20 protein-coding genes and 2 pseudogenes are annotated in these 24273 nt (G+C 68.5%); 9 read left to right on the forward strand and 13 right to left on the reverse strand.

The window, feature by feature from the left end; genetic code table 11:
• Both AA75_RS09995 and AA75_RS44765 read left to right on the forward strand, forming a co-directional pair.
• On the forward strand, nucleotides 1–620 hold a 620-nt coding region (locus AA75_RS09995; protein ID WP_063794322.1), incomplete at its 5' end, for a DsbA family oxidoreductase.
• Between the two features lie 360 nt (nucleotides 621–980).
• On the forward strand, nucleotides 981–1307 hold the full coding sequence (locus AA75_RS44765) for a hypothetical protein (protein WP_206743436.1): 327 nt from the start codon (nucleotides 981–983) through the stop codon (nucleotides 1305–1307).
• Nucleotides 1308–1397: 90 nt separating this feature from the next.
• Here the strand turns inward: AA75_RS44765 and AA75_RS10005 are convergent, their stop codons facing one another.
• From AA75_RS10005 to AA75_RS10020, 4 genes and pseudogenes are all read right to left on the reverse strand, one after another.
• Complete coding sequence (locus AA75_RS10005) at nucleotides 1398–3845, reverse strand: hypothetical protein (RefSeq protein WP_033819512.1); 2448 nt, start codon at nucleotides 3843–3845, stop codon at nucleotides 1398–1400.
• A gap of 442 nt (nucleotides 3846–4287) precedes the next feature.
• A pseudogene (locus tag AA75_RS10010) lies at nucleotides 4288–4641 on the reverse strand (transglycosylase family protein); the annotation flags it as partial.
• Nucleotides 4642–5259: 618 nt separating this feature from the next.
• Nucleotides 5260–5886 (reverse strand): hypothetical protein, encoded by a 627-nt coding sequence (locus AA75_RS10015; protein ID WP_051812077.1) that lies wholly within the window; start codon nucleotides 5884–5886, stop codon nucleotides 5260–5262.
• Nucleotides 5887–6019: 133 nt separating this feature from the next.
• Nucleotides 6020–8500, reverse strand: a complete 2481-nt coding sequence (locus tag AA75_RS10020) for a CehA/McbA family metallohydrolase (protein WP_051812078.1) — start codon at nucleotides 8498–8500, stop codon at nucleotides 6020–6022.
• Nucleotides 8501–8986: 486 nt separating this feature from the next.
• Between AA75_RS10020 and AA75_RS10025 the strand changes: the two genes are divergently transcribed.
• On the forward strand, nucleotides 8987–9514 hold the full coding sequence (locus tag AA75_RS10025) for a DUF6069 family protein (RefSeq protein WP_149038047.1): 528 nt from the start codon (nucleotides 8987–8989) through the stop codon (nucleotides 9512–9514).
• Between the two features lie 28 nt (nucleotides 9515–9542).
• On the opposite strand, the gene AA75_RS10030 is transcribed toward AA75_RS10025, so the two are convergent.
• Entirely contained in the window at nucleotides 9543–10073 is a 531-nt protein-coding gene (locus AA75_RS10030) for a hypothetical protein (protein ID WP_149038048.1), read from the reverse strand.
• A 124-nt stretch (nucleotides 10074–10197) separates the two neighbouring features.
• Nucleotides 10198–10581, reverse strand: a complete 384-nt coding sequence (locus tag AA75_RS10035; RefSeq protein WP_063794324.1) for a hypothetical protein — start codon at nucleotides 10579–10581, stop codon at nucleotides 10198–10200.
• A 284-nt stretch (nucleotides 10582–10865) separates the two neighbouring features.
• Between AA75_RS10035 and AA75_RS10040 the strand changes: the two genes are divergently transcribed.
• Complete coding sequence (locus AA75_RS10040; protein ID WP_149038049.1) at nucleotides 10866–11102, forward strand: hypothetical protein; 237 nt, start codon at nucleotides 10866–10868, stop codon at nucleotides 11100–11102.
• Nucleotides 11103–11125: 23 nt separating this feature from the next.
• On the opposite strand, the gene AA75_RS10045 is transcribed toward AA75_RS10040, so the two are convergent.
• The 6 genes from AA75_RS10045 to AA75_RS10070 form a co-directional block, all read right to left on the reverse strand.
• Nucleotides 11126–11317 carry a three-helix bundle dimerization domain-containing protein gene (locus tag AA75_RS10045; RefSeq protein ID WP_033819515.1) on the reverse strand — a complete coding sequence of 64 codons (192 nt, stop codon included), beginning with the start codon at nucleotides 11315–11317 and terminating at the stop codon, nucleotides 11126–11128.
• A 1285-nt stretch (nucleotides 11318–12602) separates the two neighbouring features.
• Nucleotides 12603–12968 (reverse strand): nuclear transport factor 2 family protein, encoded by a 366-nt coding sequence (locus tag AA75_RS10050; protein WP_033819545.1) that lies wholly within the window; start codon nucleotides 12966–12968, stop codon nucleotides 12603–12605.
• A 214-nt stretch (nucleotides 12969–13182) separates the two neighbouring features.
• Nucleotides 13183–14154, reverse strand: a complete 972-nt coding sequence (locus AA75_RS10055; RefSeq protein ID WP_033819516.1) for a GlxA family transcriptional regulator — start codon at nucleotides 14152–14154, stop codon at nucleotides 13183–13185.
• A 64-nt stretch (nucleotides 14155–14218) separates the two neighbouring features.
• Nucleotides 14219–14893, reverse strand: coding sequence for a nitroreductase (locus AA75_RS10060; RefSeq protein ID WP_033819517.1), 675 nt, complete (start codon nucleotides 14891–14893; stop codon nucleotides 14219–14221).
• Nucleotides 14894–15132: 239 nt separating this feature from the next.
• The gene (locus AA75_RS10065) at nucleotides 15133–16365 is read right to left on the reverse strand and encodes a hypothetical protein (RefSeq protein ID WP_149038051.1); all 1233 of its coding nucleotides are present in this window, start codon (nucleotides 16363–16365) and stop codon (nucleotides 15133–15135) included.
• A gap of 292 nt (nucleotides 16366–16657) precedes the next feature.
• Complete coding sequence (locus tag AA75_RS10070) at nucleotides 16658–17449, reverse strand: SDR family oxidoreductase (protein WP_033819519.1); 792 nt, start codon at nucleotides 17447–17449, stop codon at nucleotides 16658–16660.
• A gap of 445 nt (nucleotides 17450–17894) precedes the next feature.
• Between AA75_RS10070 and AA75_RS10075 the strand changes: the two genes are divergently transcribed.
• A complete protein-coding gene (locus tag AA75_RS10075; protein WP_033819520.1) occupies nucleotides 17895–18452 on the forward strand; it encodes a TetR/AcrR family transcriptional regulator in 558 nt (185 codons plus the stop codon).
• 108 nt (nucleotides 18453–18560) lie between these two features.
• Here the strand turns inward: AA75_RS10075 and AA75_RS10080 are convergent, their stop codons facing one another.
• Nucleotides 18561–18884: an Lsr2 family protein gene (locus AA75_RS10080; protein WP_033819521.1), complete on the reverse strand. Its 324-nt coding sequence runs from the start codon at nucleotides 18882–18884 to the stop codon at nucleotides 18561–18563.
• 426 nt (nucleotides 18885–19310) lie between these two features.
• Here AA75_RS10080 and AA75_RS10085 point away from each other — a divergent pair, with 426 nt between their 5' ends.
• The 4 genes and pseudogenes from AA75_RS10085 to AA75_RS45400 all read left to right on the forward strand — a co-directional run.
• Complete coding sequence (locus AA75_RS10085) at nucleotides 19311–20711, forward strand: amidase (RefSeq protein ID WP_051812080.1); 1401 nt, start codon at nucleotides 19311–19313, stop codon at nucleotides 20709–20711.
• 46 nt (nucleotides 20712–20757) lie between these two features.
• Nucleotides 20758–21321, forward strand: a complete 564-nt coding sequence (locus AA75_RS10090; RefSeq protein ID WP_033819522.1) for a TetR/AcrR family transcriptional regulator — start codon at nucleotides 20758–20760, stop codon at nucleotides 21319–21321.
• 645 nt (nucleotides 21322–21966) lie between these two features.
• Nucleotides 21967–23394: a hypothetical protein gene (locus AA75_RS47240; protein WP_149038052.1), complete on the forward strand. Its 1428-nt coding sequence runs from the start codon at nucleotides 21967–21969 to the stop codon at nucleotides 23392–23394.
• A gap of 413 nt (nucleotides 23395–23807) precedes the next feature.
• Nucleotides 23808–24011, forward strand: a pseudogene (locus AA75_RS45400) (helix-turn-helix domain-containing protein); the annotation flags it as partial.
• Nucleotides 24012–24273: the final 262 nt, after the last annotated feature.

Genomic DNA, 24273 nt, shown 5'->3' on the forward strand with positions numbered 1-24273 from the left:
ACTCGGACGTCGTGTGCCCGTGGTGCTACATCGGCAAGCGGCGCTTCGAGAAGGCCCTGGAGGCCTTCCCGCAGGCCGCCGACGTCGAGGTCGTCTACCGCCCGTTCCAGCTCAACCCGCTCTCCTCCGAGGCCGGGGAGCCTTCGTCGCAGGTCTACGAGCGGAAGTTCGGGAAGCCGGCGCAGGCCATCTTCGGCCCGCTCACGCAGGCCGCCGCCGCGGAGGGGATCACCTTCCGGATGGACGACGCCATCGCGGCCAACACCTTCTCGGCACACCGGCTGATCTGGTTCGCCGCACGCCACGGTCTCCAGAGCGAGGTGAAGGAAGGCCTGCTGGCCCACTACTTCACCAACGGCGGCCACCTCGCCGACAAGGCCCAGCTGGCGGACGTCGGCGTCGCCGCGGGCCTGGACCGCGACCAGGTCGAGGCGTTCCTCGCCTCACAGGACGGCGTCGCCGAGGTCCGGTCCGAGCTCGCCGAAGCCGCCGAGCTGGGCATCACCTCGGTACCCACCTTCGTCTTCGACGGACAGGTCGCCGTCCCGGGCGCCCAGAGCCCCGAACTCCTCCTGGAGGTCATGGAGAAGGTCGCCGCCGGCACGACGGATTGGCGGTAGCGGCCTGCATCCGACACATCCCGAACCTGCCGTACGTCCGCCACCATCCGTCGTACGGTGAAGGCGAGCGGTGCCCATGCCACTCACCGTGTACGGCTCGGTCGACCCACCCCCCCGGCGGCCGGGCCGTTCGCATGGGCGCGGCGGGCCGCGTGACCGGTCCGGCGGACGATCTGTCCGTCCGAGCCCGTGCGGGGGTGTCCAGTACGGTGAGGACTGCCCGACAGCCGGCGCGGTCTGCTCTCGCAGCGGCTCGCGGTATGCGGTGCCGTGGAGAGCGGCGGGCTTTGCCGTTGCCCGCCGCGCGGCCCGGTCCGCGCGGGACCGGGAGCCGTGCTCGCACCTGCGCTAGGAGAAACCATGGGGATGTCCTGGAAATGGCGTTTCGAGGACGGCGAGGGCACCGCACTGGTGCTGCCGGCCGCGGACCCCGTATCGGAACCCCCGGAGCGGGGCACGGCCGCGGGGGCGTCGGAAGTCTCCTTCGAGTCCCGAGACGACGCGGAGACGTGGGTCGGTCTCGCCTGGCGAGGGCTCCTCGACGCTGGCGTCGCGCACGTGACACTTCTGCACGACGGCCGTGAGGCCTCCGAACCGATGAGCCTGCTCCCCGAGGCACCTCCGCCGGCCCGGGGCGACCGGGACGGCGGCGATGCGCTCGACGCAGGACCGGACCGGGCGGTCTGAGGGGGAACGGGATTTCGAGGTTCGTTCCCGTTCTCTCCCGAGGATCACCCGCCTCGGGCCGGAAAACCGGCCCGAGGCGGGATGCCCTCTCTAGCCATCGTCGCTGCTGTAGTCCCCCGCGTGCATCACCGGCTCATCGCGCCGACGTTCCTCGGGGCTCTCGGCGAACTCGATGTCGAGGTGTTCGGGGTCGAGGATCACCTCGGCGATACCGATGTCCACGCTCTCCATACCCCAACGGTCCGTTGGTATCTCCATGCCTACCAGGCTCAGCTCGTCGTCCTTGAGCGCACAGAGGGCCACATCCAGGTCGATCGGGTCTTCCTCGGTCTCGTCGTTGTCATATCCGGGGGAAGTCGAAGCCCGCTTGAAGAAGCCGCAGAAGTCTTCGACCTGACCGTGCGTCCAGGTGATCGGTGCGGAGTTGACGACGTGTCGAATATTCCTGAACTGGTCGGTGCGCTCGAGGTAGCTCTCGAAGGTGGACCATTCCATCTGGCTGACCTGCCTGGGGTTCTTTCGAACGCCGGCGACCACCCGCTCGAAACGCGCCCGCGTGGTGGCGACGATCGCCGAGTTGTTCGCCAGCAAGGCCTCGTTGGCGGTCTTCCGGGTAGCGGGATGGCGCAGGGCATGCGCAGCCGCCGATAGCGAGACATTGCGGTGGGCGTTGATCTGGCGGCCGGTCGCCAGCGGCTGTTCATATTTCTCGGCAAGCTCTGCAGCCTGGATGAAATCGTTGGCCGGGTACGTGCCGGCGACTCCCGTGACGACGGCTCCGGCTCGGTTCTTCCCGACCACTTCGACATCGGACAGGGGGCTCATCCAGCCCTTGTCGGTGAGTATTTTGACCGCGGACGAGAGGTTTCCGGCGGTCGGGGCGTAGTGCCCGCTGTCGTTGTTTATGTGGGAAATTCTCTGGACATTAATTCCATTCTCGACCGTGGTTTTGAGCTCCAGTATCCCCGCGCAGATGACCGGTTCGCCGGATGAATGGCTGCTGTGGCGGTACCTGAAATCATATTTATTCCCGCCGGGATCCTTCTTCAGGCGGGTCACGTCGCCCCAGGTCAGCATCCCCTTGCCGAGGAGATACTGGAGCTGTGTGTCCGCAGCCGTGGCCCGCCGAAGGGACCGTTCATCCTCCGGGTCGAGCTCGAGCGAGAATATCTCCAAACCCTGGTCGAAAACGAAGAGATTATGTTCGATGTCCAGGATCCACCCGTATTTCCTGTCCTGCAGGTAGCTTTCGAAAGCGCGGAAGAGAAGCGCATCCCTGCCCTCGGCATCGGACGTGGCCTGAATGACCACCCGGTCAAGAATCGAATCGGCCTTGAAATAGATGACCGGAGTGGCCCCGGTGTCTCCTGCGTCCACGCCGAAGAGCTTCGGATCCATGGCGACCGGGTCGTTGAGCCGCACGTCGTAGTCTTCGGACTTTCTCTCGTCCATCGGGTCGGCGGGCTTCCTCTTGGAAACCCGGGTTATATTTTCGGAGATCTTCCGGTCGACCTCTCTGCGGCGCGCCCTGGACTTCGCCCGGTACTCGTCGTACTCTTCCTGGCTCATTCCGGTGTCATCCGGGTCGGTCTCGTGCCTGTAGTACCGGCCCTCCAATCTGTTGCCCTGCTCGTCGAGGGCGAGGAAAGCCCTGTGCTCGGGGGACCAGGCGCGGACCGGCATCCCCTGCTCGTCGAGGGCGAGGTAAGCCTCGTGCTCGGGGGACCAGACGCGGCCCGGATTATTGTCCCGGGTTGCTCCGGAACCGGAGTGTGTGGCCTTCCCGCTCTCCACCCGAGGTGTTCCGGCGGGCTTGACCTTTCTGAATGTCTTGGCCCGGAAGGTGTCTCGGTCGCTCTTCCTGGACGTCTCACCCCTCCGGGTGCCGGCCCGCCGGGTGGTCGGCGCCCCGGTCGCGCCGCCCAGTCGGTCAATTCTCAGGTTCGGCATGTTCGCCGGCTTCGCCGGGGGTTGCCGCTTGGGAGGGTGAACGGGAGTCTGATCACCCTCGCTGTCGGTGCTTTCGGACGACACCTCGGAGTCGCTCACCGGATCCTCGCTCGAATCTTCGACCTCGAAGGTGAAGTTCTCGGTGATCGGCTCATACGGTTCGTAGGCCAGCTCGACCGAATCGTAATTCTGGTAGTGCCATCCTCCGGACGCGTCCTGCACGTTCCATGTCATCTGGTCGTCGCTGTATTCGACTTTATTGTACAGACGGTCCACCCGAGAGAACATGTGCAGGTCGGGGAAGGACTCCACGGGGGTGTAGCGGTATCCCAGGTAGACGTGTTCCAGGAACTCCAGGACCAGCTCCTCGGTGAGGGGGAGGGGATTCGGATCGTCACCCATGTGGACTGTGGTCAGGGTGCACGACGGGCCGGTCTCGTCGTACAGGCTGGAAACGATGACCGGGTTGTAATACCACTCGCTGTCGTTGGCGATTATGCCGATCCATTTTATGTAGCTTTCGACATCGGTATTGTCCCGGGCCGCCACGCTTTGACGGAGCGCCCACTCGAATGTCGTACTGTCCATGGATACTCCGTCGTAGGCAGACTTTCCTGGTATCGATCCTGGGGTGAGTCTGCTCCCGCCGTGCGCCGGGTGCCGTGCTCGCGAGTGTCGGGCCGGGCGCGGAATCGATTTCCCGAACGGCTGCCCAGTCGGCCGGCACCTGGGCGGTACGGGCCGGTGGCAAGACGAAGGGCGGCCTCCCCGGGTTTTCTCCCGGGAGGCCGCCCGACGAATCGGTGCCCGCGTCGGAGGCCTGAGTCGCGGGATCGAAGCCTCAGGCTGATCCTCGGCCACCGATATGCCTCTGGTGTCTTCGGGGAGGCACGCCCCGACCAACGATCCACCTCGTGGATGGTCACCGATGGTCACTCGGCCCGTCGCCGCATCGGAGCAAAGGGCGACTTCACGGCTCTGGCCGGCGTCGCTCCGGGCGCGCAGGTCAGCGGGTGAGGCCGGCCCGGGGGCCACAGACGGGCCAAGCGCCGGGGCCCTGGGAGGCGAGGATCCTCTCGCCGACGGTGATCTGCTGCGCCTTGGACGCCAGGTTGGCCTGGGAGGCGTAGGAGGTGCCGCCGAAGGCCTGCCAGGTCGAGGGGGAGATCTGCAGCCCGCCGTAGAAGCCGTTGCCGGTGTTGATGCTCCAGTTCCCCCCGGCTTCGCACTGGGCGACCTTGTCCCAGGTGGACGCCGATGCGGCGGAGGCGGAACCGGCGGCCGCGAGGAGGCCTGTCGCCGGCAGAAGGGCCACGGTGGCGCCGATGAGGGCGGTGCGGGTGCGGTTGCGCTTGGCACGGGTGGTGATCTGGCGGGAGGTCATGCGGTTCCTTTCGTGGGACCCGGGTGGGCAGCGTTCACCGATCGCTCAAGGTGGGTGTGTCGTGCGCGTTCGGCGGCTGGGATGTCCGGCGCGGTGCGGCGCTCCGGACGCTTGCCCGGATCGGCCGCGACGGGCGGCCGGGGGCCGTTCCGTGCGGGTCCGTCGGGCGGTCCCGGGTAGTGCTCGTTGCACTGGTGACGAAGCTACGGACCGGCTGGAGCGCGGCCAAGCTTTCGGTTATCTGTGCAGGTCGGTGCAGTGTTACCGCAGGTACGGGCCGGGTCCGGCCCCAGTGGGGGAGCGGGTTTGCCGAGTTCGCGGGGTTCCGGAGTGCCCCGGGTGGGGCCGCCCCCCGCGCGATCGGGCAGCCGGTACGGGCAGATCGGCGACGATCGGCGACGGCCCCGGCACGGGCGGCCACGGTGCAACCCGGTCAGGCCCGGATGAAAGTGACATGGGCCACATGCGGTCGGGTAGGGCGGTGGGGCGGTGTTCCCGGGCCGGCGCACCGGCACTCACCGGGGACGGTGTGCCCCCCCGGCGGACGGCCCCGTGGAGAACCGGGCCCGGCGCTGCGGCCGGGTACGGAAGAAGGGCCGGGGCGGCTGGACGGGCTGTCTACCGGACGGCGTCGCCCGTGGGCCCGGCGTCGGCTCCGACCTGCTCGGCGGTGCGGTGGCGCTGCCAGCTCAGCCACTTCGAGCCGTGGCCGGGGAGGTAAGGGAGCCCGGCCGGTCTGGCGACGACGCCCCGGGCGAAGGGGCCGGTCCACTCCAGTGCCACGTGGGGGTCGTCCGTGGCGGGCAACGCCCGGATGGTCCGCGAGCCGCTGTTGAGGAGCCGGACCAGCCGCTCGTACCTGTCCCGGTGGGGGAGCGGCCGCCAGTCGTCGGCGAGGCCGAGCAGGTCGAAGGCGGCGTAGCGGACGACGAAGGGCTCGCCACGGCGGGGGCCGCCGCCCGCACGGGTGTGCAGCAGCGCGGAGGACAGGTCGCCGTTCGGCAGCACGGCCAGGATCTCGCCGTCGAGGACGGCTTGCGGGAGGTCCCGGGCGGCGGCGGCGAGGTCGGCGAAGGTGCGGGTCAGATCGGTGCCGTGGGAGGAGAACAGCGCGGCGTCCGCTCCGGTGCGCAACACGGCCCGCCAGCCGTCGACGGCAGGGGTCAGCAGGAGACCCGGACCGCCGGGGAAGTCCTCCACGGGGCGGGCCAGCGCGACGTCGATGGGCAGGTCGAACGGTGTCATACCGGAGTGGTACCCGCAGCGGAGTCCTCCCGATCTGCGCGGACGGGGGAGCGTTCCCGGTGGGGGCGGGCACCGGGGCCGTGGTCGGAACGGCCCCGGTGCGAGGCGGCGCGGGGGCTCGCGGTCGTGCCGGTCAGCTCGTGGTGACGGCCAGGACGACGACCAGTCCTCCGGGCGTGACCGCGACCTGAACCTGGCCCGCGACGCGGCTGCGCACGGCGGGGTCGATGGCCGCCTCCCAGACGCTCCACGAGCCGTCCGGGTTGTGGGCGGTGTGCCATGCGCTGCCGTCCGGTGCCACGGCGACGACGTGCGCGGTCCCGCCGGCGCCGGCGATGGAGACCGCGCCGGCCGCCATGGCCGGGGTGTTCACGCCCGGCAGGCGGGTGAACCCGGTGTACGTGCCATCGGGGCGGCGGACCTGGTGGTAGACCAGGCCGTCGAGTCCGATGACGACGATCTCGGACGATCCGTCCGCCATCGCGGCGACGGCCAGGGCCGAGCCCGAGAAGGCGGGGGAGTCCTGGTATCCGGGGACGCGGCTCCAGCCCGCCCAGGAGCGGTCGCTGCGGATGACGTTCAGGTGGAGGGCGCCGTCGAGGCCGTAGGCGAGGACCTGCGCGGAGCCGTCCGGCATCCCGGTGATGGCCGCCCTGACGGCGGTCCAGCGCGGTGAGCCGTCCGGTCCGGGGACGGGCTGGAACCCGCTGAGCCTGCCGATGAGGCCGGAGCCCCGGGTCTGGTGGTAGAGGGTGCCGTCCGTGCCGGTGGCGAGGATCTGGGTGGTGCCGTCGGGCATGCCGGTGACGGCGGCCGTCCGGACCTTGAAGTCGGCGGCGTTCTCGGGGCCGGCCAGGCGGCGCCAGCCCGACCACACGTTGTTCCAGCCCAGCCGCACGAGGTAGAGGCCCTGGTCGTCGCCCACGGCGACGGCGTACGGGCTGTCCGAGTGCGGGAACGCCAGAGTTGCCTGGTTCGCGTGGCCGCCGTTGATGGCGCCCAGGGGCGGGATTCCCCGGGCCATGCCGGGCTCGAACGGGACCTCGGGGGAGGCGATCCCGGTGGGGACGTAGGGCGTGGGCGGGGAGAGGACCGGGGCGTTGTAGAACCAGATCGGGTTGGTGACGGCGACCATCTGGTCGAGCACCGTCCACGCGGGCTTGAGCCTGCGCACCTCGGCTCGGGTGAACAGTGAGGCTTTGCCCCAGCCCCGCCAGTGCAGCCCGGCGCTTCCCCCGGCACCGATACTGGTGGACGCCATGATCCCCCAGGCGTTGTACAGCAGGACGACGGTGTCCGGGGCGCCGGTGACCGTGACGTTCACGTCCACGGCGTCGAAGACGCCGACCGGCAGTTCCTCCCCCGGGCCGACGGTCATCCCGTGCGCGCTCGCGGTGAAGTCGACCGTCACGTCGGCCGACTCGGCCGCGTACGACCTGCCCAGCCGCAGGGCTTCGAGCACGGCGTTCTTCGACAGGGAGCTCGCCCTGACCACGTTGTGGGGCAGTCCTACGACGTCGCCGCCGTGCGCGTCGCTGTTGCCGAGCCCGGGGATCCGCTTCCCGCCGAAGAGCAGGGTGTGCCACAGCGCGACGTTGGCCTCGTCGTCCAGCGTCCAGGGCCCGTTCCAGATCTCCATCGCGTCGACCTTGTCCAGGCCGAACTCCCAGAACGATCCGGCGCCCGGTGTCATGGGGTGGGCGGCGACGACGAGCCCGCCCCGGGCACGCACGTGCTGCGCGTACTGGTCGAACTGACCGCTCGCGGGGCTGTAGTGCCAATCGATCCAGTCGCCCTGCGGCAGGCCGACGGCCAGCCAGTGCCCGTGCCTGGTCGTCACCTCCTCGGCATTGATGACCAGGAGGTCGCGGGGGACGTTGCCGTGCCAACCGAGGCCGGTCGAGTTGGTGTTGTGGTCGGAGGTGGCGATGAAGTCCATCCGGCCGGCGCGGGCGGCGGCGACGAGCTGGTCGACGGTCCGGCCCCCGTCCGAGTGTTCGCTGTGCAGATGGAGATCGCCCCGGTACCAGCCGGCGCCGCGGCCGGGTACCGCGGAGGGGAGGATGTCGTAGGGGACCGGGGGCAGCTGATCGCCGTACTCGAGGGTGACCTGGATCTGCCAGTTCATCCCGCCGGGTTCACTGACCAGTGGCCCGAGCGCGACGGACCACCGTCCCGCCTGGATCGGGCCCGGTACGTATCCCGGGGTGGCGTCGGAACCGGACAGGGTGAAGTCCCGTCGTGCCCCGCCCGACCAGCCGCGGAATCCGGTCGGCCCGAAGATGCCGATGTCCAGCATGTTGGACCAGGTGCCCGGGACGGAGGGGGATTTCGCGGGATCGAAGGTGGAGCTCACCGATATCCGCCGCACGCCGGCCGGTACGTCGAAGTCGACCGACGACCACTGGTCGAACCCGAACGGGGAGTGCCCGTCGTAGGTGGTCCTCACCGTCTGCCCGGGCGTTCCGGCGGTATCGGCCCGCGCGATGTCGGCGGGGACCAACGCGGCGAGTCCTCCCGCGGCCAGCAGCGATCCGAGGCGCAGCAGGTCCCTGCGCCCCAGATGCCCTGCCGGCGTGCGGATGGTGCCGGGATCGTTCGGAACGTCGCTCATGCGAGCCCTTTCTTCGTCGGGTTCCGGCAGCGGAGTGCGAGCGACACGGACGGCCGAACCAGGCCGGTGCCCGTCGCGGGGCTGGGAGAACCGCGGTCGCCGTCCGTCACCGTGGGTCTGCGATGAAGCCTGGATCGTTCGAACGAACGGTATGACAAGTCCCTGCCAATCGCCAGGGGCTGAAACGCGAAAACCTGGCACGCCCGGCCACCCGATCACTGTGCCGTCGGCGGTGACGGCGCTCCGACGAATGGGGGCCGGGGTGGCCGGGAGATACGAACGGGAAGCGCTCAAGGAAGACGCCGCTGCCTTTTCGCGCCGCCGCACACCACGACGTGCATGCCGATGCCGGTGCGGGGAGACGCTCTCTCACAAGCCCGCCGGACGATACCGAGACGCGGCATCGGAATTCCGCCGGACCCGAGGTGCATGATGAGCCAACCGCTACCGCGTCGTGCGGGCCCCGACAAGCGTCGCGTGATCTCGGTGAGAGATGACGACGGCCTTCCCTGCGGTGTTCTGCGCCCCGGCCGTCTGTGGGCCGCAGGCGCCGCCACCGCGGTGGTGGCGGCCCTCACCGCAGTGATCGCCGTGCTGTTCGTCCGGGGCGTTCTCGACATACCCGTCTTCTCGTCAGGCTCGCACCCGGTACGCGGCCACCTGACCAGCGGATCACTCGCCCTGTGGTCCGCGATCGCGGCGCTCACCGCCACCGGCCTGATGCTGATACTGCTGAAGGCAGTGCCCAGACCACTCCTCTACTTCGGCTGGATCGTGGGGCTCTTCACCGTCCTCGCCGTCCTCACTCCCTTCACCGGGGACTCGACCCGCTCGGTACAGGTGGCCTCCGCCGTCATCTATGCCGTGCTCGGGCTGGAGACCGGGCTGCTCATCACGGTGGCCACCCGGTCCTCGATCCTTCCGATCGTGCCGACCGAGGCGGTCCCCCCGGCGGACCAGGCCGCGTACCGGTGGCCGGGACGTGACCGTCCGCAGGGGCGGCCCCGGGCATAGCAGAGGCGGCTCGGACGAGGCGTCCGACTCACTCCCGCCCGGTGATCGGGGGCGCGTCGGCCTGGTCGAGCACGTGGTCGATGACGGCCAGGAGCGACGGCAGGCTCTCCGCCCAGTCGGCGGCAGCCATGGCGAAGGCGGTCCGGACGGCGGAGGTCAGCGCGATGGCGGCGGAGAGGTCACCGATACCCAAGTGCTGACCCCGCCTCGGAGCCACGATGGACCCGGCAGGGCTGAGATGGGGATCGAGGTGCGAGAGCAGCACGGTCCGCTCGTCGGCGGAGAGACCGGTCAGCCGCCGGCCGTAGGCCATGAGGACGAAGGTGACGGCCTCGGCCATTCCGTCGAGCGCGTCGCCCAGTTCGGAGCCGGGGCGGCGTGAGGCGAGCCCGGACAGCCACAGGCCGGCCCGCGCCCCGCGCTCGGCCGCCGCCCGCAGCACCGTATTCCTGGCCGCGCCCAGAGCGTCGTCCGTCGGGGCGACACCGGGCGGGGTGAGGCGGGGGACCGCGCCGAACCTCGTCGTCAGGGCCGGTCGTTGAGAGTAGGGGGTGCTCATACGGAACTTCTTCCCGGGGAACGCCCCTCATGCCCCGCTCCGCAGGTCCGGCACCCGTTCGGACGACCAGCACCGAAGGGCACGAGTCCGCTCCACACCCGACCGCACCGGGCGGCCCGAGACCCTACGACCGGTCCTGACTGTCCCGCCAGGCGACGGCCCTCATCAGCTGCTCCTCGTCCAGACCGGTCACGGCCATCACCCGTTCGTACATCTCGTCCTCGTCCAGCGGACCGAGCTCGCCCACCGCCCGGGTTATCTGCCCGGACCACAGCTCCTCCTTGACGAAGGGACGGCGGTGGTAGAAATCGGCCAGCTGGAACAGGTGCGACTCGCAGCACGCCCGCAGCAGACGCTCGCCGTCGAACCGGGCCTCCGCGGTCACCGCGGAGGAGTCCGGAACGCGCAACCCCACCGCATCGCCGATGGGCACCAGCGTGCCGCACTGGTCGCACAGCTCCCATTCGCCGGCCGGGCCGTCCGCGTGCGCACCGCCAGAACTGTTCATCCCTCCGGTGTACGCCCGGGACGGTACATTGCGCGAACCGACGGCGCGTCCGCGCGAGGGGGCGGGCCACGGTCGGGACGGTGGGAGGAAATCCCCGTGTCCGCAGCGCCGGTGGGGGAAGCACGGATAGCGTTTTTCACGGGCACCTCAGACGTTTCCCTGGCGGGACGCGGCCGGATGCGGCGTCGTGGGCCGTCGCGGAGATCGGCGCCGAGGTGCTGCACCACCCCGGGAATCCGTTCGTGTGGGAGGTCCGGTGGGCGATCGGAGCCGGTGGGTCACGCGTGACCGGGGCTGAGAACGGCCCGGACCTGGAGCCTCTCCTGCACGCGGCCGTCGAGGCGGCACGTGGGACCGCGCCGTTGAACGATCCACGCCCGGCCGGGCTGCAGCGCGACCTGAAAGAGCTCTGCACCGACTGGCGGCACGCCGCGGTGGGGTCGACCAGTCGCCTGTGCACCGGGGACGGCTGGGCCGAGGTCACCGTCACCTTCGCCCCTGAGCCCGGCTGCCCGTTGTGATCACCGGCCGACCGAGGCCGTTGTCAACGTGCCGTGCGTGCCTCGTCCTGAGCGTCCAGGATGGCTCGGGCCCGACGTTCGACCAGGATCGGCAGGAAGTCGGGGATGTGGCTGCCGTGGAGCTCCTGGCGCCCGTCGAGAACGGCCAGGAGGATCTGATCGCGTGAGCGCCGTCCACCGTAGGCGGCCTCCAACCGTTTGACGATCTTCCGCATGGCATCTTCCTCTCGGGGTGGCCTGGACAATGGCTCTCCTTCGGGACGACGAGCGCCGGTCGCGTAGGACGTGCCCGGACAGCAGGTCCGTACGGTCGATCGGCCGGTCGGTACCCAGTAGGTAAGCACCGGGCCGGTCTGCAGGAACAGGCCGGTGGCCGAGTCGTAGCCGGCGTCGGTGCGGCGGCCGGTTGCGTCGTAGGTGTAGCCGCTGGTGGTGCTGAAACCATTGGTCAGGGTGTTGCCGCCGCCGGGGGTGGGCGGTGTTGACCGTCGGGCGGTTCGTGCTCAGGGCCGTCACCCGGAGTCACGCGTGCCCGCGAGCCTCTGGACGTCGACGGATCCGGCCTCGTCACGGCCGAGACGTCCAGGAGAGCCGGATGCGCAGCGAACCGACCGTCAGTCCTGGCCGACGTCCCGCCCATCGGTGGGGGCGATCGCGGTGAAGGAAGGGACGACGGCGAGCAGCCGGAGGGCCTTCGGCGCGGGTGGCTCCCTTTCTGTGCACGGTGGTTCGAGGTCGGAGATCGGCGTGTTGCGTGCAGACCCGATCTTTCCGGTGCGGGGTCCGTGGCGGAAGTGGAAGGGGGCAGATCATGCCAGGCCACAAAGCCGCAACCGCTCTGGTGGCAGCTCGGGGTGGCGCGTCCGCGCCCTCCGCGGGACGGCTCCGGACGGGCAGCTGATCTACCCGACCCCGGACCCGGCGCTCCTCGGCGAACCGGGCATGTCCAAACTGAAGTCACCTCCGCCCGCTACCGCCTGCGATTCGTCAACGCCTCCAACGCCCGCCGCCACGAACTGGAACTCGGCGCCACCGCGGACCGCACCTTCGTACAAGTCGGCAGCGACGGAGGACTACTGGCCCACCAGGTCACCCACCGCACCCTGCACAGCGCCGCCTGGTCTTCTCCCGCGGCGGCGGCCAGCGGCGGATCAACGGAACGACCTTCGACCCGGCGAAACCACTGCTGAGCCAGTCCGGTGGCGCTGTCCGGCGTGGACTCTGTTGATCCGTAGGTTCACGCCGTTGCGAAGGTGCTTGCCCGAGCAGTCGGTGCGACCGTCACCGAAATGGCCACCAGGGCTCCCCGGCGGGAGAGTTGAGACGTCACGACCTTGCTCGACCGGCCCACAACCGTCCCGTCCGGCCGGCTCCCGATGGCGGCCGCCCTGAAGAGTCACCGGCCCTTGCGAGTCCGGTCGTCAGCCGGAGCGGCCGTCCTCCCGTCCGTGCCGGCTGCCGGTGTAGGCGCTGCGGCCGGGAGATCCGGGCCCGTGCTCGCTACTTGCCGTCCAGTGCGGCTACCAGCTGGGGCAGAGCGCCGCTCGCCGTGATGAGGGCCAGGTGGTCGTGGAAGTCCCGGCTGTGGACGATCAGGCCGTCGCGGACCCGCAGGACCTGGATGTCGGCGGACTCGAAGGTCCGTCCGGTGGGACGGTGGTGTACCTGGTAGTCCCATTCGGCGACGACCACCTCCGGGTCGTCGGTCCCCCGGACCACCACGTTCACCGGGGTCAGCTCCACGGGACTGCCCGCGGCCACCTGTGCGAACCGCTCTGCGAGTGCGGCCCGCCCCTGGGTGCGGCGTGGTCCGACCGGCTCGAAGACGGTCTCGACCACGGCGTCCTCGGCGTAGAGCCGGGCCATGGCCGGCACCGGCGTGACGGTGGAACATCTCGGAGCAGACCCGGCGGCCAGGCAACGGATCTTCGACGTGGTCTTCGGCGGGCTCCGACCGCACTGATGTGCGACACACCGCCCTTCTGCGCCCCTGTGCGGGCAAGCGGCCGCACCGTCGATGCGAGCACCGGACCCGGGAGGCGGACGACCGCCTGGCGCCGGTCCTCCGGGCGTATCCCCCTCAGGCGGGGGAGCGGCCGATCGCACGGAAGGTGCGCCGGTAGTCCCGGGGAGCCGTGCCCAGATGCCGGCGGAAGTGCTGGCGCAGCGAGACCCCGGTGCCGAAGCCGCAGCGGTGGGCGATGTCCTCGATCGGGCTGTCGCCGTTCTCCAGCAGGTGCTGGGCCGCGCGCAGGCGCTGCTGCAGGAGCCAGTGGCGCGGGCTGGTCCCCATGGCGGCGGTGAAGTGGCGGGCGAAGGTCCGCTCCGTCATGGCGGCGATCGCGGCCATGCCGGCGACCGTCCAGGAGTCCGCCAGGGCGCCTTGGACGTGCCGGCACACCTGGGCGATGGGGTCCCGGGTGTCCGCCGGCCCGGGAGGGATCGGGGTGGTGATGAACTGGGCCTGGCCGCCGGCCCGGAACGGGGCGGTCACCATGGCCCGGGCGAGGGCGCTCGCGGTCGTGTCGCCGTGGGACCGGCGCACCAGGTGCAGGCACAGGTCGATGCCGGCCGCCACGCCGGCCGACGTCCAGACCCGGCCGTCGCCCGTGAACAGCACTTTCGGATCCACCGTCACCAGCGGATGGCGCCGGGCCAGGTCATCGGCGAGAGCCCAGTGCGTGGTGGCCGTCCTCCCGTCAAGGAGGCCCGCCGCAGCCAGAACGAACGCCCCCGCGCACAGGGCGGCGATCGGGGTACCCCGGCCGTGGGCGTGCCGCAGGGCACGCAGCACCCGCTCGGGCGGCCGTAGTGCCGGGTCTCCCAGGCCCGGCACGAGAATCAGCCCGCATCCCGCCAAGGCATCGAGGTCATGGTCCGGAGCGCACAGCAGACCGGTGTCGAGACGGACCGTACGCAACTCCGGAGCGCACACCAGAAGGTCGGCCAGCGGGGCGCCGGGGACCGCCCGGTGCGGTCCCCAGACCTCGCCGACCACGGCGTAGTCGAACGTCCGGACCCCGTCGAAGACGACCAGATCGACCGCGTTCACGAGCGGGACGCCGCAACGAGCGGGCAGGCCGCCATCAAGCGCAACAAATGGTATGAATCACCTATCACTCGTGAAAGTGTACGGATTCCCCGATGCCCGCCCGCCCCATCCGCCCGGTCCGCGCCGCCCATGCTTCGTCCGGGTACCCGAAGGACATCCCGAACAACAGCCGGTGATCATCGGGCAGACCGAGCGTCGCGCGGACCGTGTCCGCGTAGAAACCCACGGTCGTCTGTGCGACACCACCCAACCCCCGTGCCGCCAGAGCCAGCAGAAAGGTCTGGGCGTACATACCGGCGTCCGCCGCGATCCGCGCTCCCGCGAACGCGGGTACGCAGAGGAGCGCGACCTGCGGCGCGCCGAAGAACTCCAGATTGCGACGCACCACGGCCCGGCGTCCCGCCTCGTCCTCGCGCGACACTCCCCATCCGTCGAGCAGCGCCTTCGCCTGCACCCGCCGCCGCTCCCCGTACGCGCCTTCGTATGCGGCCCCGTCGTGCGGGAAGTCGAGGCTGTAACGCTCCTCGTCGTCCGCGCGCAACAGAGCCTCGGACAGCCGGTCACGCGCCGTACCCCGGACCACGTGCACGATCCACGGCTGGGTGTTGGAGTTGGACGGAGTCAGCTGCGCCTCGTCCAGCACTGCGCGCAGCACGTCGTCGGGCACGGACCTGTCGAGGAACGAGCGGATCGCACGGCGGTCGCGAACGACGTCGCTGAAGGACGGGGTGGGGGACATTCGGTGTTTCCTTGATCGGGAGGCGTGAAGCGGCGCCGCCGGGCGGCGGCGATGAACGGCCTCGGCGCGGAGCGCCGTGGAGGGAGGCACCTTCATCACACCGGAATCCTCCGGGTTCCCGACCCCGGGCGGAAGCGGCCGGGCCGACAGCTATCGATGGGAAACCGCCAGGAGCCCGCGGGTGTACGCCTGCGCCCGCCCACGCGGCCTCTCCTCGGCCCGGTGGACCAGATCTGCAGCTACTGGAAGTAGTTGCCGTCCTCCGCCCACAGCATCAGCTGTTCATCGAGTATCACCCTGAGGCTCTCCCGGTCCGGGCAAATACTTCGTACCAGCATCTGTGCGGCCTCGGGGAAGAATCCGACTATTGCCTCCATGTCACCCCATACCAGTTCGGTGAATGCATCGAGGCGGAGCTCTCCATGATTTGACTTGTGCTTGGCGAAGTGGCCGTTCCAAATTACTCCGAGAACTTGCACGAAGGATTTCTCTATTGCCACCCTCAGTGCTGCTGAGTCTTTTCCGGAGGCGAGCTCGTCCTCGATCTGGGTGAAGTGGGTGTTCGGCCTGCCGTACTGGAAAGTTCCGAATGTCTTCGTATTGGCATTGGTGAACATGTGCTCCATCATGATGTCGACGGTTCCCATGTTCCGCCGGGGGGCCCGCCCCAGTGCCTCGATTGCCCGGCCGTAGTTGTATTTGTCGGTATTCATGTTCTCGCGGACGAATGCGATTCTGTCTTCGGGGGTCCGAAGGCTGGACCAGGTGTCGCGGAGCAATGTGTAGCCGAGGCCGAGGTATGCCTGGACGTCTTTCTGGGGGAGCTGATCCACGCGCATCGTGGTCCCATGCGCTGCCAGTGCATCACTGAGCAGGTCCGCAAGATCTCCGGTGGAGAAGCCGACTGAAAGCCAGTATTGAACCTCTTGGGAAACGTGGCTCAGGAAGACGACTCCGCTCAGTACGAAGCTCGGATAGAATATTCCTTCGATGCTTTCTATGACGGACTTGACGTCCTTGATGAGCGCGGTTTCGTCGCCGCCGCCCGCAGCCGCTCCGAGCTCACGCAGCCGAGCGGCTATTTCGCCTTTCGCCGCTGTGGTGTCGTACGCTCCGGCCGTCGGATCGTCAACGGATCCCTGAGTCGCTCCGCCGGTGCTCGGCGGTGGGGGAATCTCGCCGATCGAGGGCGCTTCCAGCACGGCTTGAGCGCCGTATTCATCAGTGATGACCCAGCAGCCTCCCCAGTTCCCGAGATGGACGGTCGAATCGACCTGAGGGTTTTGTGGGACATACTGGTCGACGGCCGTGCAGACGTACCGGATTTCACGGTTCTCGTCGACCACGTAGAGGTATCCATCGGGATCCGCGAGCACGGGATACCCGTGGCAGTAGACGGGCTGTCCTTCGTATGTTGCGGGATGGACGTCGGAGTCGATCGCGGTCCAGTCGACTCTCGTTGGCGGTTCCACGATGGTCGGCCCTCCTCCGGCAGCATGCAGGTGGACAAGATGTGCCACAAGACTGACTGCCCCCGGCGGTGCACGGGCTTCCCGAAAGTCCAGTCTTTGGGGTCCGGCCCTGGGTGCGCCCCCCGATACGCTCAACCCCGGGGGACGGCAACCGACTTGCGCACGACCGCGCCCCGTCGGAAGCTGCATGACCTGGCCGGCGACGACTGCGCTCCGGGCCATGCGCGCCTTCGGCCGCCCCGCGGAACCCCACCGGTGGGGTGAGGCCCGCGGGGCGTCACTGCACGCGCACTCACCTCTTGTGCTGCTGGGATTCGGTGATCTGCCGCAGGAGGGAACGAGGGACCGTCCGGCGCTGCACGGCCGCCGAGACACCGGGGAACAGGCCGCCGATGGCGCTGCCGACCCGGAGGGAGACCGGTGCCACGTTGACCTCGACCCGGTCGCGTTCGATCGCGTTCACGGTACCGGCGGCCACCTGTTCCGGGCTGACCGTGCGGATGCCCGCGGGCGGTTTGGCGCCGGTATCGGCGAACATCCCGGCGTCCCGGACGAATCCCGGCTGCACGATCGACACACCGACCCCGGTGCCGTGCAGGTCCTGCCGCAGGCCGTGAACGAACCCGCGCAGGCCGAACTTCGCAGCACTGTAGAGCGACGTCGCGGGTGACGCGGTGCGTCCCGAGATGGATCCGATCATCACCAGATGGCCGCGGCCGACCTTGACCATCCGCGGTGCCAGTAGCCGGGCAAGCACCAACGGCGCCCTCAGATTGACCTCCAACGACCGGTCGATCTGCTCCGGCGTGTAGTCGAGCAGGTCACCGCTGGCGGGCAGAGCGGCGTTCGCCACCAGGATGTCCACAGCGCCGGCTTCTTCGGCCAGACGTTCGACGGCCTGGCGATGGCTCAGATCGGCGACGATGCCGCGGACGCGGAATTCCTTCACCAGGGCGTCGAGCGCTTCGGCACGTCTGGTACTGACCACGACGTTCGCTCCCCGGGCGAGCAGACCACGGGTCAGCGCTCGTCCGATGCCGCCATTGGCCCCGGTGAGAAGAACGGTCGATCCACTGATGTCCAATGTGACCCTCCAGTCGTTCGTTCGAACGAACAGTAGCGGAGGGCGGGAACGAGCGCGATGCCTACGCGCGGCAGGACCGGCCTCGGACGCATGCGGGGCGCGAGGGGAGGTGTGCTGCTTGTGCGACGCCGGAGCCGACAGCCATTTGCGCCTTTCGCAGAGAACTCGTCGATACCGGAAGACGGTTGTAACGCTTCCGGGGGCGCGCGTGGAAATGTCGTGCGGACATCGGCCCGCACGAACGGGCGGCGGGGGTCCATAGCGGCCCGGTGCCGAGTGGTACGACCGATCACGCGCCGCATTCCCCGGCAGGAGTCCGACGGCGGCTTGCACGGGGAGCGGCCGAGAAGTCCATGCCGGTCACCCCGGCGGCCGTCGCGTCGCGGGAGCACCCGCCGCCGCTTCATGCGCACGACCCGTGCGGTCTCCGTGGAACAATGTGCCCATGGCGAACCCCACCGGAGCCCGGGAACGCATTGTCGCGGCCACCTTGCAGATCATCGGCGAAGACGGCGTTGCAGCGGTCACCAATCGCCGCATCGCGAAGGAAGCCGACGTCTCCCTCGGCTCGATCACCTACCACTTCGCCACCCAGCACGACCTGCTGCGCGAGAGCCTGCGATTCTTCGTCACCCAGGAGACCTGCCGGTTCAACGATCTGGCCGCCCTCAGCGCCGACCGGATCACCCTGCAGGAAGCCGGCACGCTCGTGAGGCAGGTGGTGGCCGATTCCGCCATGGACAAGGAGGACATCGCCCCCTTCGAGCTCTACCTGCAGGCAGGCCGGGACCCCGAGCTGCGTGAGGCCGCCGCCGAATGCTTCGAAGCCTACGACCACCTGGCGACCTCGATCCTGGCCAACCTCGGTGTGCCCGAACCCCACCGCCTGGCACGAGCCGTGGTGGCCCTGGTCATCGGGCTGCAGCTCCGCCGCATGGCGACCGGCGTCCTCGCGGACGACCTGGTGGAAGCACTCCTCCTCCTGATCGACACACCCGCCTGAGGCTCCTGGCCGCACACCCCCTACCGGAGCGGGCGCCCCGCCCCGCCCGCAGCCGCCCGTACGACGCATCCCGGCCCGGGACGCAGGGGCTCGGGCCGGGACGCCGCTTCAGTTCGCCTGCTCGTAAGCCTCTCGAACATTCGACGGAACCCGCCCGCGATCGCTGATGTCGTACCCGTTGGAACGAGCCCAGTCCCGGATTTTCGCGGTGTCCTCCTTCGAGGTGCGAACGGGCCGCCGGGGACCTGCGCCGCGACCGCTCTGACGGCGAGCACTATCGACGAACGGCGCAAGGGCGTCACGAAGCTTGTCCGCGTTCACGCTGTTCAGATCGATCTCGTAAGACCTTCCGTCAAGAGCGAAGTGAACGGTCTCGGCCGCCGCTCCACCCTCCAGGTCGTCTTCCAACACGACATGCACGCGCTGCGCCATCTTCACTCCAGGATCGATGTTCTTCTGCATTGATCATCATACGCCTATGGATTGGCATTGAAAAGAATTATTCACCAGGGCGGAGCGGCGCACTCGGTGTTCGGCGGGATTTCCCCCGCACGAGGTACGGTTTACCGGCGTGATCCTCGGTTCTGTGCTCCGGCCGGGGCGGGAAATTAAATCCGGCTTATCGTGCGGGCCCGTCGCCCGACCGCTGCGCGACTGCTGCGCGATCGGCACCCCAGGGGCTCCCGGCGGGTGCCCGACCGGCCGCCGAGCCGCTTCCCGCCGCGGGGTCGGAGGTTCTTCCGGCGGAGGTTCGGGAGAACCGTCGGGGCACTGACTGACATGACCGGAACCGCTGGTGCGCCGGAGCATCCTTCGACTACTGTTCGTTCGAACGAACAGTGAAGGGTGGTTTCGTCCATGGTGTCTGCTCCCCTGCAGGGAGGCTTGATCGGACAGGCCTCGGTCCTCGCCGGGAGGCAGCTGTCCGCAATGGAGCTCGCCGACCGGACCCTGCGCTGCATCGATGCCTCGCAAGCCACGCTCAACGCCTTCCGCCTGGTGCGCTACGAAGCCGCGCTGGACGAGGCCGCCGAGGCCGACCGCCGTCTCGCGGCGGGGGAACGCCTGCCGCTGCTCGGTGTGCCCATCGCGGTCAAGGACGACATGGACGTCGCCGGAGAACCGACGGCACTGGGGTGTCCCGGAACGGCCACCCGCAAGAAATACGACTCGGAGTGCGTACGACGCCTGCGAGCGGCGGGCGCCGTCATCGTCGGAAAGACCAACACCCCCGAACTGGCGCAGTGGCCGTTCACCGAGGGCACCGCGTTCGGCGCGGTCCGCAATCCGTGGAACCTCGGCCACACACCCGGCGGCTCGTCCGGAGGATCCGCCGCCGCGGTGGCCGCAGGCCTCGTCACCGCCGCCCTCGGCTCCGACGGTGCCGGCTCGATCCGCATCCCCGCAGCCTGGACCCACCTCGTCGGCATCAAACCCCAGCGAGGACGGATCTCCACCTGGCCCGACCCGGAATCCTTCTACGGACTGACCGTCGCCGGCCCCCTCGCCCGCACGGTGGCGGACGCCGCCCTCCTGCTGGACGCCGTCGCCGGCAACCACCCGGCCGACCGTCACCGCATCGCACCGCAGCGCATGCTGAGAGCCGCCGACCGCGACCCCGGCCGACTCCGCGTGGCGGTGTCACTGCGCAGCGCGTACGCCGTCACACCGGCGCCGCTGGACCGTGAGGCCCGCGATGCCACACTCCGGATGGCCGAGACCCTGGCACGGCTGGGACACGAGGTGGAGGAGGCAGACCCCCGGTACGGGCTCATCGGCCCGGCCCAACTGCCCCGTGCCATGGCGGGAATCCGGGACAAGGCCGAGGAGGCCCCGGACCTCGGCCTGCTGGACCCCCGGACCAAGCGCAACATCGCGCTCGGCCGGCTGCTCGGCAGCCGGGCACTGCGTTGGGCCCGTGCGGCCGAAGGCCCCCTGCAGCGCCGGGTCGGCGCGATCTTCGACAGGTTCGACGTGGTGCTCACCCCGACCACCGCCCGGCCCGCGCCACGCGTCGGCGCCACGGCAGGACTCTCGAGCAGCCGGACCAACCGGGCCGTGATCGCCGCCTGCCCCTACGCGTGGCCTTGGAACGTGCTGGGCTGGCCCGCCATCAGCGTCCCGGCCGGCTTCACCGGACGAGGACTGCCCCTCGGCGCGCAGCTACTCGGTCCGGCGTGCAGCGAGCCGCTGCTGATCTCACTCGCGGCCCAACTGGAGGACGAACTGCGCTGGCACCAACGCTGGCCCAACCCCTGACGGACCGCCACCCGGACCTCAGCGACCGGATGAGACCATCGGAGCCATGCCCAAACCCCCGGAAACCCGAGACCGGATCATCGCGGCCGCACTGCGGATCATCGGCAAGGAAGGTGTGAGCGGACTGACCAACCGCCGGATCGCCACCGAGGCGGCCGTTGCCCTCGGGTCGGTGACCTATCACTTCGCCAGCCAGCACGACCTGCTACGGGAGAGCCTGAGGGCCTTCGTCGCCGAGGAGACCCGCCGCTTCACCGAACTCGCCGAACAGGCCGACACCCGCCGGATCGACCTGCCGGGAGCCGCAGCGGCGGTGCGCCGGCTCGCCATCGGACCCGACCTCGCCGGCGAGCACACCGCCTCGTTCGAGCTCTACCTCCAGGCGGGACGGGACACCGAACTCCAGGAGGCCGCCGCCGAATGCTTCGCCGCCTACGACCAGTTGGCCACCTCCATCATGCGCGCACTCGGCGTCGAGAACGCCGAACGGCTGGCCAAGGCCGCGGTGGCGATGGTCTGCGGCCTGCAACTGCGCCACCTGGCCACCGGGACCGCCGGGGACGACCTCGTCGAAGCCCTGCTCCTGCTGGCCGGCGACCGACCGGGGTGACAGTGCGGTGAGGGCCACTCCGGTCCTTTGGAGCGCCGGTTCAAACGGATCGCCGTGCTGGGAACGACGCCTCGACACCGGGGACTTCCGGTTTCACTTGCTCGCGCACTCATCTGCCGGCGACAGCTGAGCGAGTAGCCCCTGTGATCGTACTATGAGTTCCTCGATCACTGATCTGGATACGGGACCTGGGCTGGTGGAGTGACCGTGTATCAGGTCTGGGCCTTGGCGACCCGGGTCGGCTTCGACAAGGAATGCCGTCTCTACTTGGTAATTAATGCGGCGGATGAGTGCAGTTTGTTCAGGGCAGATCCCCTACGCGATTTCCGGTCCGGTGCCGCGGTGTGCGACGTCAACCCGACAGCACGGACCGGCCGGTCCGGCATCTGATCTGGGCGCCCGGAAAGCCTATTTCCGGTACTGCCCCTCCTGATTCCATAATCGACACATGCTGACCTGTGACTCGCGAACGAGTGCCTCGCCTGATTCCCCATCGGGCACTTTGAGCAGCCCGGGCTGGGGGAAGCTGGATTCTGCATGGCTTCTGGCGGACGCGGCCACCCTCCGGTAACGGGGCTTTCGCCTATTGTCTTCGCTGCGGAAACCGGGATATGCAGGCGAGAGCGCATGAAATAAGGAGAGACTATGCCTTTGGATTTCTCATCCACGGCTCTGACGGAGAATAATGCTCGGCTCGTCCAGGCTACGCGAGGCTCCTGGACGGAGGTGATGGACGGAGGGTTCGACTTTCCGGACGGGCTCGCTGCCCATTTTCTGCTGTACTGCCTTTTGGATGGCGGACAGAGCGGTGTGGCAAAAGTCAACGACTACTATGAGTCGGCGGCGCGTCGAGGGCGCGAATGTGAAAAGTGCGGGAAGCTGGCAGTCACAATAGGCTGGATACTTCAAAATAACGGGTTTGCCCCGAGGTCGGCTGAGTCCATTGCGACTGAGCTTGACTATCTTCCGTCCGTGCTCAGGGGTTGGCGAATCCTGGCCCCGCCCAAAATCCCTGCGGAAATTTCGCCACAATACCCGATCTTCAGTGTCCCTTTCCAGTACATCCTTCCTTCCCTGGATGCGCACAGCATTCAGGGTGAGCTCGCCGTGCGGGCTGTTGCGTACACGAAGCCGTATTCAGGTCCCGATGACGATTCGGAGAGCGAAGGTGACTCTTACGAGGCCATCGGGCACAGTCCTTCCGGTGATACCGAGAGCGACTCCGAAAGCGAAGAGCATGACAAGGCCGCATTCAAGGCGTACTCGCCGGAGCAGGGTTTCTGGAATGATGTGGAATTGCTTGTAAATAACCATGATCTCATTGGTGGATATTGGGATATGTATTGCAAGGAATGGAAGGCCGAAGGATTGTTCAGGACTATCGCCCCTCCGCCTGAGCAGATCCCGCAAAATGATCAAGATTCCAGCTGGCAGGAAATTGTAGTCCAGCCGGAAGGTGGCATTGAGGATATCTTCGCCAATGGATTTCTCGGCCTGACGCGCGAGCAGTGGGAGAGTCTGGCGGGTGACGCCCCACTGATATCGGCCAAGTTGCAGTTCATACGGAAGTCATTTTCGCGCAACCTCGAAAGCATGTTCATGGGCGAAGTTGATCAGGTTGCCCAATCCACCCTTCCTGCGGAATTGGAGATCGAGGTCCATCGGGAGATTGTTCGCGGAAAATTCCAGGCGATCCTTGCTGATTGGGAGGCGGAGAGGGGAGTCAAGATCCCTGCCCTCGTCAAGCAAGTGCAGGACGGTCTCGTCAACGAGGTCCTCGGAAAGGTCGGCCAGATCCTGTCCTTGCCCAGGGACAGCTTCCCGGATGGGGACGCAATCGCCGCAGAATACCTGGAGGGGAAAACCAGCATGCGGTCTTTTGTTGTGGTGCATTTCCGGACATGGGGTGCGCGTCTCTTCAAGAGGGTGGAGGAAATGGGGGATAAGTTCGTAAATTCCTATCAGAATCCCCGGAATGATCGAGTAGTATTGGAATCTCTCAAGGTTTTCCGAGGCACCCTCACCGCTGCGAACAATCTTTGGCTGGCGGACTTCAGGGCGCCTTTCGGCTGATACGGAACGGGGTCTTTTCGTTGGTCCCGGAGACGTTGAGGAGTCGCTGGAACGCCGGGGCCGATTGATCAGGCTGCGAGCAGTGCAGGCAAGCGCTTGGCCGGGTATCTCCGGCCGAGCGCCTTGTGCGGGCGTTCGCCGTAGGTAGGGAATCCGGGTTTGGCCGCCCCGGGCGCGGCTCATGTGCTCCACCTGTCTTGCCGATGCTCGGCGGCGATCAGCAGCGATGGTGGGTTCCGCCCCGGTTCAGTCACACGGTGGAGTGTCGTGGGTCGGGCCCCCGCCCAGGAGCGTCTGAGGCCATGGGGCGGGGAGGTCTAGTGCTGTGACCGCAATAGGTTCGCCGGGTTGGCGCCGGAGGGCCTTCGGCCGGTTGGGTGTCGTGAGACGTTCAGCTCGGAAGGGGGCCCCAGGTGGCGGAGCCGGTCGGGGTTCGCAGACTGACGGACCAGGAAGGTCAGCAGCCACCGAGGATCGTGCGCCGGGGCAGCACGAACACCGTGCGCTACCGGCGGGCGATGATGCTGCTGGCCTCAGCCGGCGGCAACCGCGTCCCGGCCATCGCCCGGCTGGTCCAAGCGGACGAGGACACGGTGCGGGACGTGATCCACCGGTTCAAGTCCTGGCCGCCCAACGCCGCGAGCGCGCCCGCGTCCGCAGCGAGAAGGGCATCCGATGGGGCGGACGCCCTCTTGCAGCAGCCGCCGGCTGATCGACCCGGCGAACTGATGTGGTGGTGGTCCAGGTCGATCACCCAGGGGACGGTCCAGGGTCGTTGTCAGGGTGATCACTGATGGGCGGCGCCAGCTGTACGCAGCAGAGTTGACGCGGTCAACAAGTCCCATGAGCGCCGTTCAGGAGAGACTCGATGCGCATCCG

The sequence above is a fragment of the Kitasatospora sp. MBT63 genome, assembly GCF_000710465.2.
GTDB lineage: Bacteria > Actinomycetota > Actinomycetes > Streptomycetales > Streptomycetaceae > Kitasatospora.